Consider the following 13708-nt stretch of genomic DNA (forward strand, 5'->3'; position numbering starts at 1 on the left):
TTCGGCACTGTCGTTGCTGTGGATCTTTTTTTTTTTCCAAGCAGAAGACGGCATCCGAGTTTTCTGCCTGTCGCGGGGGCTGGGAGATGTGTAAAAGAGACGGGGCCCGGTGGCGGGCGCTGCCCCGCCGGCGCCGCCGTTTCCGCCGGGGCCACCGAAGCCGTAGAACAGGCCCGCGCCGCCCCCGTACCCTCCAGCGCCGCCGGTAGTACCCACGCCCCCGGCAAGTGGGGCCGGACCACCATTACCGCCGTTCCCGCCGGCACCCCCGTTGCCCCATAGCCATCCGCCGTTGCCTCCCGTGCCCCCGCTGAACCCGTTGACGCCGACCGTGGTGGTGTTTCCGGCGGCGCCGCCGTTGCCACCGTTGCCCCACAATCCGGCACTGCCGCCGTTGCCGCCGCCCTGGTTGGGGCCACCGGAGCCACCGTTTCCGCCGTTGCCATACAAGATTCCGCCGTCACCCCCGTTGGCGCCGGTGCCGGGCGCCCCGTCAGCGCCGTTACCAATCAGCGGACGGTTGAACAGTGTTTGGGTGGGCGCGTTGATCAGGTTGAGCAGGTCTTGCGGCAGCGATTGCGCAGAGGCATTGACCGCCTCGGCGACCGCGTACGAGTTCGCGCCTGCGGTGAGAGTCTGCACAAACTGTTGATGAAACAGTGCCGCCTGGACGCTCAGCGACTGATATGCCTGAGCATGCGCGCCGAAGAGCGCCGCGATGGCTGCCGATACCTCATCGGCGCCCGCCGCGACCAGAGACATCGTCGGGGCGGCTGCGGCCGCGCTGGCCTCGCTGATCGATGAACCCACGTTGGCCAAATCCGTTGCCGCGGCCGCCAGGAACTCCGGCGTCGCGATGAGATACGACATGAGGGACCTCCCGCCACCCGCTGCCGGCACCGCCCGGCCACCATCGAACCCTGGCGCAAAGAGTATCGCGATCAAGCGATGAGACCGCGCATTTCCGTTCGTCGTCGTGCCTGATTTCGGTTGCGCGCCAATTGCCGGGGCATTGTGCGTGATAAGTATCGGCGGGTAAACGATCGGCGATAGCCAACATTCGGCCGAATGTTGGCTTCACAGTATGGCTTTGAGGTCCTTCGCTCGCGCGATATCGTCCCATTCCAGATCGAGTTCGAGCAGTATTTCCTCGGTGTGCTGCCCATGCTCGGGAGCACGCGCGGGATCCGGCGGGGTTTCGTTGAATTGAACGGGCGCAGCCACGATCCGGTATTGCTCGCCACGGTCGTCGACATTTGTCACCACATAGCCGTTGGGTGCAACTTGCGGATCGTTGAGGGTTTCCCGCGGGGTGGCCAGAGCCGCCCACACACCCGGTTCGTCTTCGAGCACCTTCTGCCAGTGCGCCAGATCATGGCCGGCAAACGCTTTCGCGAATATCGCGGTTGCTTCGGCCGCGTTGGCTATGAGATTGCTCGACGGTACGAATCGCTCATCGGTGGCCAACTCCGCCAGACCCATGCGCTCGCAGAAGCCCACCCAGAATTTGTCCGGCTGCAGAAAAACCAATTGAATCCACCTGCCGTCCTTTGTCTTATACCGGTTGACGAGTGGATTTATGGCCAACCCCGGCGGCGCCCCCGGGATGCCGTCAATGTCAAAGAAATCGGCCGCTGAAATCGACGGAGCGATGGCCCACATCGCCTGGGCCAGCAGCGAGGAATCGACGATGCTCGGTTCACCGGTCCGCTCACGATGGAACAACGCGGCGCAGACCCCGCCGGCCAGCGTTGCTCCGCCCTGCAGGTCGCCAAATCCGGGGCCCTGGACTGCGGGGGTCTCGGTGCCAAACGGCGTGAGCGTGTACGCCCCCCCGCCACGCGCCAGGTACGTGGCGGCATCGAAACCGCCGCGATCGCGATCGGGTCCGCGCACTCCCACCCCCGTGCCCCTCGCGATGATGATCTTGGGGTTGAAAGCGCGGATGTCTTCGACGGTCAGTCTGGCCCGCTGCAGCGCGCCGGGCAGCCAGTTGGTCAGGAACACATCCGCAGAAGCCAACAGCCGGCCAAACAATTCCCGACCCGTTTCGGACTTGATGTCGATCCCAATACTGCGCTTGCCGCGGTTACCCAACTCGAGGATGAAGTCGGCGTCAACGCGGGCCGCCTCGCGGGTGAAGCCGCCCACGACCAACGCCCGGCCGGGATCGCCGGAGGCAACGCCTTCGACCTTGATAACGTCGGCGCCCCAATCCGATAGCGCGGCACCGGCCGACGGTACGTACGTCCAAGACGCCAACTCGACCACCCGAACGCCGCTGAGCACCCCTGACATTGCAACCCCCTCGGTCGCTGCTTCATTTCTTGCTATTTTAGATATTCTAGTTACTGTTGGGTTATCGATACCGCGGCTGCAGCCCCGCGCAGTGTTTGTAGAAGAGATGCGATGGAGCCGACGATTGGTCCATTCCTTTGTCCCCCAACATGGGTCGTCGGTGTCGCCGAGGAAATACGGGGTTGGCGATGAGCCAGGCAAGAAGCGGGCGCGCCGGCCGTGTGGCAGGAAAAGTGGCGGTGCCGAACAGGCCAGCAGCTCCGGGTGGACGGGGCGGTTTCCTCAAAGTGAAGCCGTGGTCAGGCGCGTAAACGACTGGGATGCAACGTGGTAAGCACAGTGAGCAACGACGATCCCGCACCCGACAGTCAGCGCCGACTGTACGCGTTGATGGTGCTAATGAAGGTGGCTGACGACCGGCTGTCCAAGGGCATCGGCACCGGGGAGTTCATGTGCGTGTACTGGCCGTCTCGCGGCCAGGAAGCCATCGCCGCCGCGATGGGTGTGGCGCTATGGCCTGATGATCAGCTCGTCACGACGTACCGCGGGCTGCACGATCTCATTGGCAAGGGCGTCCCGCTCGAGGAGATCTATGGCGAAATGATGGGGCGCACCGTCGGCGCCAGCCGTGGCAAGGGCGGCTCCATGCACATCGCCAACCCCGACAATGGGGTAATGCTCTCGACTGGGATTGTTGGCGCCGGACCGCCGGTAGCGGTCGGGTTGGCAATGGCGGCTAAGCGCAAGGGCATCGACCGCGTCACTGTGGTCAGCTTTGGCGACGGAGCCACCAATACCGGGTCGTTCCACGAAGCGGCCAACATGGCCGCACTCTGGGACCTGCCCCTGGTCTTCGTCTGCCAGAACAACCTGTATGCGGAGATGACGCCGACCGTGGACACGATGAAAGTCGAGCATGTTGCCGACCGGGCCGCCGGTTACGGAATTCCGGGCGTTCGTGTCGACGGCAATGACCCGCTTGCGGTGACATCAGCACTCGAGGAAGCGCTGGATCGGGCGCGCGGCGGTGACGGTCCCACCTTGATCGAGTGCGTGACCTTCCGCTTCCGCGGCCATTACTTCGGGGATCGGATGCCCTACATCCCAAAGGATCAGCTGGCCGCGGCGATGGCGGCCGATCCGGTGCCGCGGTTCCGCAACCACCTCGCCGAGGCCGGCATCTGCACCGAGGACGAGCTCGACCGCATAGACAACGACGCAGCGACAACGGTGGAAACGGCGTTGCGCGCGGTTATGGCCGCTGATTCGCCTTCGGTCGACGAACTCGAGCGTGACGTGTACGCGACCCCGATCAGATACCCGGTGTGAGGCACATGGCTGACAAAGAGATGACGATGCGCGAGGCACTGAATCTCGCGCTGGATCAGGCGCTGGAGGCCGACGACCGGGTGTTCTTGCTCGGGGAGGACATCGCCGATCCCGGCGCCTCCGGTCCGACCGCGGGATTGTCGACCAAGTATGGCCATGACCGGGTCCTCGATACACCGATCTCGGAAGCCGCGATCGTCGGCGCGGCGATCGGCGCCGCAATCGATGGACTGCTGCCGGTGGCCGAGATCATGATCATGGATTTCATTGGCATCGCCGCCGACCAGCTGATCAATAACGCAGCCAAACTGCGATTCATGACCGGCGGGCGGACGAGCGCCCCAATCACCGTCCGGACTCAGGTGTATGCCGGCCTGTCCACCGGAGCGACGCATTCGCAAACCTTCGAAGCGTGGTTCATGCACATCCCCGGGATGAAGGTGATCGTGCCATCCACCCCACGCGACGGCAAAGGCCTACTGACCACCGCGATCTTCGACGAGGACCCTTGCCTGTTCATCGAAACGATTCGCCTGCAGAGCAAGAAAGGACCCGTCCCGGTCCATCCTGGATTCGCAATTCCCCTGGGCCAGGCCGACATAAAGCGGCCAGGCACCGACGTTAGTGTGATCAGCTACGGACGAACTGTGCACGACGCGCTCGCGGCCGCGGACACCCTGCAGGACCAGGGTATTAGCGTCGAGGTCGTCGATCTGCGCACCCTGGTCCCCCTCGACATCGATACCATCGTCGAATCCGCCCGCCGCACAAGACGAGTCGTGATCGCTCACGACGCGGTGCAATTCGCCGGGCCGGGAGCAGAGATCACCGCGATCCTGCAATCCGAACTGTTCGGCGAACTCGCCGCACCCGTCGCGCGCGTCGGCGCCAGGTTCGTCCCCAGCCCGGCCGCGCCGACGCTCGAGGCGCACGTTTACCCGTCACCGGCGCGGATCATCGCGGCCGTCCATCGCACCATGGAAAACGCGAACGTCCATGGCTGACTTCACCATTCGCATTCCGCGGGTTTCGGTGGCCGTCTCGGAAGCCGAGCTCACGGCGCTTCTCGTCAACACCGGCCAGCATGTCGAGGAGGGCACGCCGATCTACGTGATCGCCACGGAGAAAGTGGAGCAGGAAATCGAAGCAGGTGTCTCGGGCACCGTGCGATGGACGGGTCAGGTTGGAACCACGTACGACATCGGGGCCGAAATCGGCGTCATCACTTCTTAACGAAAGGCTGGACTATGGATCTTCACGAGACCCGCGAGCGGATCATCTACGAAAAAGAAGGCCCTATCGCCCGTATCACGCTCAACTGGCCGGAGAAGGCGAACGCCCAGGACCAGAAGCTGGCCGAAGAAGTCGACGCCGCACTGCTGGACGCCGACCGCGATTACGACATCAAGGTGCTGATTCTCAAGGCAAACGGCAAGGGTTTCTGCTCGGGCCACGCGATCGGCAACAACGCGGTGGACTACCCGGCGTTCGTCGAGGGTGCGAAGGTCATGGGACATCCGTGGAAGCCACAGAGCGACCTGTTCGTCAAGCCAACGATGAACCTGTGGGAGTTCTCCAAGCCGACGATCGCGCAGGTGCACGGCTATTGCGTGGGCGGCGGCCCGCACATGGGCCTGACCACCGACATCGTCATCGCCTCCGAGGACGCATACTTCCCCTCCCCGCCATTGCAAGGGTTCGGCATGCCGTCCGGTGAATGCTCCATCGAGCCGTGGGTATTCATGAATTGGCGCCGCGCGGCGTATTACCTGTTTCTCGCCGAAGTCATCGACGCCAGGAAAGCTTTGGAGGTCGGTCTCGTCAACGAAGTAGTCCCCCGCGACCAATTGGATGCGCGTGTCGAAGCCATAGCGCGCCACATCGCCCAGGCTCCGATGACGACGCTGCTGGCGACCAAGGCCAACCTGAAGCGGGCCTGGGAACTGATGGGCATGCGGGTGCACTGGCAGAGCTCCAACGACCTCGTCGCGCTCGCGTCGATCAGTAAGGATGTCCAGCAGCTGATACAGCAGGTGTTCAAGGACAAGGTGCTGCCCTCCGAACAAGCCCGCCGTCAGGCCGCCGCAGCCGCACCGACCGACGGCGCGGCAGCAACCACTTAGGTCTTCTGGGGTCTTTGGTGAATATCGCCGATTACGCGATCACGGCCCCGCAGTCGCCGGCGATGATACTGGCCGGCGGCGGGACGATCTCCTACGCCGAGCTCTATGCCCGCAGCCTGCGGGTCGCCGCCATGCTGCATGACGCCGGGCTGCGCCGAGGTGACGGCATTGCCCTGGTGTTGCCTAATTGTGCCGAGTTTTTCGAAATCACCTGGGCATGCCAACTTTCCGGGCTGTACTACACGGCGGTCAACACCCACTTCACCCCTGACGAAGTCGCCTATGTGGTCGACGACTCCGACGCAAAGGTGGTGTTTGTCGACGCTTCAATGGCAGACCTCGCCGCGCACCTCCGCGGCGCCGACATGGCGGTCCATGACCACATCGCGGTCGGAGGCAGTCTCCCCGGCTGGCGTTCTTATGCGGACACCCTCGCGGCGGCGGGCACGGCGCCGCCGTTGTCGGACGGATCGGAAATGCTCTACTCGTCGGGAACCACGGGACGCCCCAAGGCCGTCCGTCGCCCGCTTCCCGTCGACGGCAACGGGTCTTGGGCCCAGGCGGTGCTGGAGTTGGCGCTGATTCACCGTTATGGGATGGACCAGTCGAGCGTGTATCTGTCGCCCGCGCCCCTGTATCACGCGGCGGGGGTCAACTACACGATGGCGGTACACCGCGTCGGCGCGGCCTCGGTCTTAATGCCCAAGTTCGGCGCCGAGGCCGTGCTGCGACTCGTCGAGACTCATGGCGTCACGCACGCACAGTTCGTACCCACGATGTTCGTGCGGATGCTCAAGCTGCCGCAGGCGGTTCGGGACAGCTATGACGTCTCGAGTTTGCAGTGTGTAATCCACGCGGCCGCGCCGTGCCCGGTGAACGTCAAACGCCGGATGATGGACTGGTTTGGGCCCATTATCCACGAATATTACGGCGGTACAGAGGGATTCGCGGGCACGACGATCGGCCCACGGGAGTGGCTGGCGCACCCAGGCTCCGTCGGCAAGCCACTCAGCCGGGTCCATGTGCTTGGCGACAACGGGGGCGAACTTCCCGCCGGCGAGACCGGCGAGCTGTTCTTTGAGGGCGGGCCCGATTTCGAGTACTTCAAGGACCCGGTCAAGACCGCGGCGGTGTCCAACGACCGCGGCTGGCGGTCGCTCGGCGACATGGGCCACGTCGATGAGGATGGATACCTCTACCTCACCGACAGGTCAACGTTCATGATCGTCTCCGGCGGGGTCAACATCTACCCCCAAGAGGTCGAAAACCTCCTGGTGATGCACCCCAAGCTCGTCGACGCGGCGGTGTTCGGGGTGCCGAACGACGAGTTCGGTGAGGAGGTCAAGGCCGTCGTCCAACCGGTCGCGGGCATAGTGCCCGGGCCCGATCTCGAAGCCGAGCTCATCGACTATTGCCGAGCTCACCTTGCCACCTACAAGTGCCCGCGCACAGTGGAATTCGAGCCGGAGCTGCCCCGCGACCCGAACGGAAAGCTTTACAAAAGGCGCATCCGCGAGCGTTATTGGCAGGGTCGGGTGTCGCGGATCGTATGAACGAGGGAAAGCCATGGCGGGAACCGATAGCACCAAAGTGAACTGGACGCCGCTTCCCGTGCCGTGGGCGGTGCAGACCCCTGATCGGATTCCCAAACAGCGGTACTACGACCCGGCGTTCTACGCGCTGGAGGCCGAGATGTTCTGGCCACGCGTGTGGCAGATGGCATGCCGCCTCGAGGAGATCCCCAAACCCGGCGACTTCGTGGAGTACGAGATCCTCGACGAGTCCATCATCGTGGTCCGCCTCGACAGTGACCAGGTGCGGGCTTACCACAACGCATGCCGTCATCGTGCCGTAAAACTAGTGGAAGGCAACGGATCCCGGCGTACCTTCGTCTGCCCGTTCCACGGGTGGTGCTGGGGCATCGACGGACGCAACACCTACGTCGCCCAGCCGGAGGCTTTCGACGAGCACAACCTGCGCCCAGCCGATCTTCAGCTGGTATCGGTCAGGTGCGAACTCTGGGGCGGGTGCGCGTGGATCAACCTCGATGACAGTGCTCCCCCGGTGCGGGACTGCCTTGAGCCGTTCGCGTCGATCTACGACGCCTGGAAGGTCGAGTCACTGCGCACCGAGTGGTGGCAGGCGTGTCGGCTTCCCGTCAACTGGAAACTGGCGACGGCAGCATTCATGGAGGGGTACCACGTCCCACAGACCCATCCGCAGCTGTTGCCGTCGGCGCGGCACAATGAGGCGTCGGCAACGCATCAAATCATCCAGACCAGCCTGTATTTCATGCGAACACTTGGTGCAGGGATGGGCGGGATGACCCACGAGAACGACATCCGAATCGCCGAAGGCCTGCAGAATATCGAGCTACCGGACGATCCGGCCGCGGCGATGGCCATCTGGCGCAGCAAGCTCAACGACGCCGTCGTCGGCTGGCATCGAGCCCGGGGCTGTGACGTTCCCGACCTCAACGACTTGGCCCGGCGCGGCATTGTCGACGCCATAGGCTTCGGCTTCCCGCATTACTTTCTACTGCCGCAGTACAGCAGCGCTTCGTCCTACCGGATCCGGCCACTAGGCCCTGAGGACACCTTGTTCGAGATCTGGTCGCTGACCCGCATTCCGCCCGACCAGATCACCGGGAAGCCCACACCGCCGGAGCCGATGGGTCCCGAGGACCCGCGCTGGCCGCCGATCCCCGCCCAGGACTTTTCCAATCTGCCACGACAGCAAAAAGGGTTGCACTCCAAGAGCTTTGAGTACATGCGACTGTCGAGTCAGATCGAAGGACTGATCTCAAACTTTGAACGCGTCGTCGACGGATTCCTCGCCGGTCTGCCGCACGACACGCTGGTTTCCGCGATTCAGAAGACCAACACCACCATCGATGTTCCGATCGTCGAACTTGGATTTACTCAGACGGTCACGTCGGAGGCACGATGAATACCCAATGGCACCGATCGGTCGACCTGCTCATCGCAGGAAGCGGCGGGGGCGGCATGGTGGCGGGGCTGGCCGCACTCGACCGCGGTCTCGAGCCGCTCATTGTCGAGAAGCAGGCACTGGTCGGTGGGTCGACCGGGCTATCCGGCGGCATCGTGTGGCTTCCCAACAACCCGCTGATGCGCGCTGACGGGATCGCCGATTCGCACGAGGACGGCCTCGCCTACCTGGCAGACGTGGTCGGCGACGTCGGCGCGGCCTCCTCCCCTGCGCGCCGGGAAATGTTTCTCACCGCGGGCTATCAGATGATGAACTTTCTGGTGCGCAAAGGCGTTCGGCTGATCCGGTGCGCCGGCTGGAGTGACTACTACCCGAACCACAAGGGCGGCAATGAGTCCGGCCGCGCCGTCGAGGGCATCCCCTTCGACGCTGCCCAATTGGGCGCTTGGGGTGACAAGGTCCAGCCGTCGCTCGCCAAGAACTATGGGTATGTCGTGCTGACCAACGAGCTGCGCTCGGTCCAGTACTTCAACCGCTCGCCGCGCGCATTTGCCGTGGCGGCGAAGGTCTTTGCACGTACTAACGCCGCGCGGCTGGCCCGGCGTCAGATATTGACCAATGGCGCATCGTTGATCGGTCAGATGCTCAAGGCGCTGCTCGACCTCAGTGACGGCCACCCACCGCTGTGGACCAACGCCGCCCTGGCGGATCTCATCGTCGCTGATGGCCGCGTAGTGGGCGCGCGGGTCGTTCATGACGGCGTTTCGCTGAATGTTGAGGCGCGCAAGGGAGTTCTGCTGGCGGCCGGGGGCTTTGGCCACAACGCTGAGATGCGTCGACGGTATAGCGGCGATCAGCCCAACGAGGGACAGTGGTCGATCGCCAACGCCGGCGACACCGGCGAGGTGCTGCAAATGGCCATGCGTCTGGGTGCAAAAGCCGATCTGATGGATGAGGCCTGGTGGCTGCCTTCGGTTTTCATCGTCAACGGCGGCGCGGCCGCCGCGTCGCTCGGTTCGGGACGCCAACGCCCCGGAGCCATCTATGTCGACTCGACCGGCCGTCGGTTCTGTAACGAATCAAACTCGTACGTCGAGGTCGGCAAGGCGATGTACGCCAACAAAGCGGTGCCGTGCTGGATGATTTTCGACGATGGTTACGTGCGCCGGTATGTCGCGGGCACCAACCCGCTGAAGCGGCAGCACCTGCCGCCCGAGCTGGTCAACAGTGGCGCCGTCAAGCGAGCGGACAACATCGGCGGCCTGGCCCGTCAGATCGACCTTCCTCGCGACGAGCTGACCCTCACAATCTCGCGGTTCAACCAATTCGCGGCCAAAGGCTTGGACCCCGATTTCGGGCGTGGCCAGTCGGCCTACAACGACTGCCTTGGTGATCCCGGTTATCGGCCCAACGCCGCGCTCGGTCCGCTCGACCGTGCGCCGTATTACGCGACCCGGGTCTTTCCTGCCGATGTTGGGACCTGCGGCGGCGTGATCACCAACGAGCACGCCCAAGTTCTCGACGAGCACGACCGGGTGATCGAGGGTCTCTACGCCACCGGTAACACCACCGCGACGGTCATGGGCCGAACGTATCCGGGCGCGGGCGCGAGCATTGCCAACTCAATGGTGTTCGGCTACGTCGCGGCCCGGCATGCCGCCGGCCGCTAACCGGGCGAGCCATCCTCGCCGCGGTCGAGGAACTCGCGGGGCGTCAGGCCCGACTGCATGAGTTGTGTTCGGCGCGCCTGCACATCGGAGGCCGCGCCGACCATGTTGGTCAGGATGTGGCTGACCTGGAGGTGCACCCGCATTCCCATCAGTTCCCACGCCCGCTTCACGTTGTTCTTCACCGCCATCAGCGTGGTCAGCGGGATTTGCGCAATCTTGCGCGCCATCTCCTCGACAATGCTCTCGAGTTCTTCGCGCGGCACCACCTTGTTGAGCAACCCCCAGTCGAGGGCCTGCTGTGCAGACAGGGTGGGTGCCAGCAGCAGCCAATCCATGGTGCGGTGCCAGTTCATCATCAACCACGGCTCGATCATGGTGTGCCCGCCGGGTTCGCCAAGGCTCTGGGCAAGCGGCATCTGGAAATACGCGTCCTCAGACGCCACGCAAAAGTCGGTCAGCAGACCGAGATAGATGCCACCCCCCACGCAGTAGCCATGGATCTGGGAAATCGTCGGCTTGGGAAACTCCCATAGATACAGTGTGGGCCACAGAAATAAGTCCGCCGTGCCTTTGTATAGGTCCTCGAAGGTAGTCCCGAACTCCGGGTAAGGGTCCTCGTCCGGAGCCCAGCGCGCCACGTGCCCGCCGCAGAAGCCGTTACCGTTGGCCTTGAGGATGACGACCTTGATCTCGCTGTCGCGATCCGCCTCGTGTAGGCAGTCGTCGACTTCCCGGACGAGCTGGGAATCTTTGGTGTTGGCCTTATCGGCCCGATTCAGCACAATCCGCGCAATTGGCGGTTCGCGCTCATAGATGACCGCTTCGAGGACGCGCCGCTCCATGTCCGTGACATTACAGCGAACGGCTGATGATTTCTTTCATGATTTCGCTTGTGCCGCCGTAGATCTTGTTGACCCGCGCGGCAGCGTAGGCGCGTGCGATGGGACATTCCATCATGTAGCCGTATCCGCCGAAGAACTGGACGCATCGGTCGACGATGTCGACAGCCTTATCGGCTGCGATCAGCTTGGCCATCGACGCTGTCGCCGGATCGTTGTTGCCATCGATGTAGTGCTGGATGCAGTAGTCGACGGTCGTCTTGATCGACAGCGTCTCGGCTTTGAGCTCCGCGAGCTCAAACCTGTTGTGCTGGAACTTGATCAGCGGGCGTCCGAACGCCTCGCGCTGCTTGGTGTACCGGATCGCCTCTAGCACTGCGGCTTCGGCCATGCCGGCACAGACCGCGGCGATGATGAGTCGCTCACGGGCCAACTGTTCCATCAGTTGATAGAAACCCAGGCCTTCCTTGTCGCCCAGCAAGTTCTGCGTGGGCACGCGCATGTCGGTGAAGAACAATTCGCGGGTGTCCTGACCGTGCTGGCCTACCTTCTCCAGCACGCGACCACGCTCGAAGCCGACCAGACGGTCGTCGGTTTCGGCGACGATCAGCGAAGTGCCCGCTGCGCCTTCGGAAGGATCCGTTTTGGCGACGATGACCAGCAGGTCGCAGTGAGTGCCATTGGAAATAAAGGTCTTTGATCCGTTGATCAGATAGTGCGAGCCGTCGCGAACAGCGGTGGTGCGTACTGCTTGCAGGTCCGATCCGGTGCCCGGCTCGGTCATCGCGATCGCCAGAACGGCATCCCCGCTGATAATCGATGGCATCCAACGCTGTTTCTGCTCCTCGGTGCCGTAGGTGTTGATGTAGTGCGCGACGATCGGCGAGTGCACAATCCAGCCAGAGGAGCTGTCGTGAGCCAGCGCCAGTTCTTCGGCCACGACCGCGGAATAGCCGAAATCGCCACCCGTGCCACCGAACCGTTCGGGCAGATCCAGCCCGAGCAACCCGGCGTTACCTAGCTTGTTCCAGAACTCGCGATCGACCTGATGCTGGCGCGCCCATCGTTCTTGATGAGGCGTGGCCTCCTTGCGCAGGAACTCGGCTGCATGCTGACGGAGTTCCCGGTGTTGGTCGGTCTCCCAGCTGGCTCGGTACGCCGGAAAAAGCTTGGACACTCCCTACCTCGCTTCGCTCTTGCGCACGATGCCTCCCCCGTGCAAAACGATACGATCGTATTATCCGCCATTCAACCGCACCGCTTGCTGTGCCACCTCGCACGATTTCGGCGCAAGAGGGTGTAATGGACGCGTGGCGATGACCAACCCGCGGGCAACAAACGAGGATCTGACCGCAAAGGCCCGCATCCGCAACACCGCGCTGGACCTGTATGCGCAGTATGGCGAGGATCGGGTCTCACTACGCGCCATAGCGGCCGAGGCCGGAGTCACCCTCGGTCTCGTACAGCATCACTTCAAGACCAAGGCCGGCCTTCGCGACGCGGTCGACCAACTCGTCGTAGACCATTTCGCTCACGCTATCGCCGAGGTCCCCGCGGGAGGCCGTCCCGCGGAACTGGCGGCCGCCCGCGACGACGCAGTGCGGCGCATGCTTCTCGACAATCCGGCCGTGGTCAATTACATCCGCCGCGCCGCGTTTGAATCCCCCGATCGGATTCACCTGCTCGACGCGTTAATTGAGTTGACTCGCCGGGAGATCACAGCCCTGCGTGACGCCGGGCTGGCCTCCAAACGCCGTGGCGAATCGACCCAAGTCGTTGCGGTATTGGTGCGCCAAATGGGCGAACTACTGCTGCAACCCTTGGTCGACGCAACCTGGGAGCGAGTGGCACGCCGCGGTGACGGTCCGAAACCCCGCTTGTCGGTGACGATCCGGGACGAATAAGCCATCATGCACGGGCCAGCAGCCAAGCAGAACCGTGCCCCTCGCCGGCGGCAACCAACTCGAGTTCGGCGAATGCAGCGCGTAGCTCGCCCCGCCTTGCGCGGAACGGGCCTGGGGCGGCGCCTACTTCGCTGAATGCGGCGATCGCCAGTAGCCCACCCGGTGCCAGGCGCTCGATGAGCGCCTGGTCCAAGTGGCGGTCCCGGAATTTATGGCAGAGGATAACGTCGACCGGCGGCCCGGCAGGTAAACCGTTGTCGAGATCGAAGACGGAAAACTGACAGCGATCACCGACCGCACTGCGCCGGGCCAGATCTCGCGCGTGGCAGATGGCAACCGCCGATACGTCCAATCCCACGACGTGCAGGCCACGACGGGCCAACCAGACCGCGCCGCGGCCCTGGCCGCAGGCCAGGTCCAGAGCCGTTCCTGCGGTCGGGAATACGTCCACGTGAGGTGCAACAAAACCGGGCGGCTCGAGCGCACCGACGGGCACCGGTCCCAGGCTTTCGTACCGCTCGTCCCAGCGGCGCCGGTCGGCGTCGGTCATGAGCGCCAGTCGTAGAAGCCATACCCGCTTGCCCACCATGGCATTT

The 13708-nt window shown here is 63.7% G+C and carries 13 protein-coding genes; 8 read left to right on the plus strand and 5 right to left on the minus strand.

Annotated elements, in window-relative coordinates; translation table 11 throughout:
* Nucleotides 1-870: PE family protein (locus MSIMFI_RS00005; RefSeq protein WP_191495650.1), on the minus strand; the 870-nt coding region annotated here is incomplete at its 3' end.
* A gap of 207 nt (nt 871-1077) precedes the next feature.
* Nucleotides 1078-2298: a CaiB/BaiF CoA transferase family protein gene (locus MSIMFI_RS00010; RefSeq protein ID WP_191495651.1), complete on the minus strand. Its 1221-nt coding sequence runs from the start codon at nt 2296-2298 to the stop codon at nt 1078-1080.
* A gap of 390 nt (nt 2299-2688) precedes the next feature.
* Between MSIMFI_RS00010 and MSIMFI_RS00015 the strand changes: the two genes are divergently transcribed.
* Genes MSIMFI_RS00015 through MSIMFI_RS00045 form a run of 7 tightly spaced genes read left to right on the plus strand, consistent with a single transcriptional unit; the run spans nt 2689 to nt 10369 of the window.
* Nucleotides 2689-3627, plus strand: a complete 939-nt coding sequence (locus MSIMFI_RS00015; RefSeq protein ID WP_191495709.1) for a thiamine pyrophosphate-dependent dehydrogenase E1 component subunit alpha — start codon at nt 2689-2691, stop codon at nt 3625-3627.
* A 5-nt stretch (nt 3628-3632) separates the two neighbouring features.
* Entirely contained in the window at nt 3633-4631 is a 999-nt protein-coding gene (locus tag MSIMFI_RS00020; RefSeq protein WP_191495652.1) for an alpha-ketoacid dehydrogenase subunit beta, read from the plus strand.
* A complete protein-coding gene (locus MSIMFI_RS00025) occupies nt 4624-4860 on the plus strand; it encodes a biotin/lipoyl-containing protein (RefSeq protein WP_186243198.1) in 237 nt (78 codons plus the stop codon). Before MSIMFI_RS00020 ends, MSIMFI_RS00025 begins: the two co-directional genes overlap by 8 nt.
* A 14-nt stretch (nt 4861-4874) precedes the next feature.
* Nucleotides 4875-5750: an enoyl-CoA hydratase-related protein gene (locus MSIMFI_RS00030; RefSeq protein WP_191495653.1), complete on the plus strand. Its 876-nt coding sequence runs from the start codon at nt 4875-4877 to the stop codon at nt 5748-5750.
* A 17-nt stretch (nt 5751-5767) separates the two neighbouring features.
* The gene (locus tag MSIMFI_RS00035) at nt 5768-7303 is read left to right on the plus strand and encodes an acyl-CoA synthetase (RefSeq protein WP_191495654.1); all 1536 of its coding nucleotides are present in this window, start codon (nt 5768-5770) and stop codon (nt 7301-7303) included.
* 13 nt (nt 7304-7316) lie between these two features.
* The gene (locus MSIMFI_RS00040; RefSeq protein WP_191495655.1) at nt 7317-8699 is read left to right on the plus strand and encodes an aromatic ring-hydroxylating oxygenase subunit alpha; all 1383 of its coding nucleotides are present in this window, start codon (nt 7317-7319) and stop codon (nt 8697-8699) included.
* The gene (locus MSIMFI_RS00045) at nt 8696-10369 is read left to right on the plus strand and encodes an FAD-binding protein (RefSeq protein WP_191495656.1); all 1674 of its coding nucleotides are present in this window, start codon (nt 8696-8698) and stop codon (nt 10367-10369) included. The genes MSIMFI_RS00040 and MSIMFI_RS00045 overlap by 4 nt, the downstream gene beginning before the upstream one ends.
* Here the strand turns inward: MSIMFI_RS00045 and MSIMFI_RS00050 are convergent.
* On the minus strand, nt 10366-11211 hold the full coding sequence (locus MSIMFI_RS00050; protein ID WP_191495657.1) for an enoyl-CoA hydratase-related protein: 846 nt from the start codon (nt 11209-11211) through the stop codon (nt 10366-10368). The two genes, MSIMFI_RS00045 and MSIMFI_RS00050, sit on opposite strands and share 4 nt — an antisense overlap.
* A gap of 10 nt (nt 11212-11221) precedes the next feature.
* Entirely contained in the window at nt 11222-12385 is a 1164-nt protein-coding gene (locus tag MSIMFI_RS00055; RefSeq protein ID WP_191495658.1) for an acyl-CoA dehydrogenase family protein, read from the minus strand.
* Nucleotides 12386-12524: 139 nt separating this feature from the next.
* On the opposite strand from MSIMFI_RS00055, the gene MSIMFI_RS00060 reads away from it, so the two are divergent.
* Nucleotides 12525-13112 carry a TetR/AcrR family transcriptional regulator gene (locus tag MSIMFI_RS00060; protein WP_191495659.1) on the plus strand — a complete coding sequence of 196 codons (588 nt, stop codon included), beginning with the start codon at nt 12525-12527 and terminating at the stop codon, nt 13110-13112.
* A 4-nt stretch (nt 13113-13116) separates the two neighbouring features.
* On the opposite strand, the gene MSIMFI_RS00065 is transcribed toward MSIMFI_RS00060, so the two are convergent.
* Entirely contained in the window at nt 13117-13662 is a 546-nt protein-coding gene (locus tag MSIMFI_RS00065) for a class I SAM-dependent methyltransferase (protein ID WP_191495660.1), read from the minus strand.
* Nucleotides 13663-13708 lie beyond the last annotated feature (46 nt).

Origin of the sequence: Mycobacterium simulans, assembly GCF_900232995.1 — a bacterium.
Taxonomy (GTDB): domain Bacteria; phylum Actinomycetota; class Actinomycetes; order Mycobacteriales; family Mycobacteriaceae; genus Mycobacterium; species Mycobacterium simulans.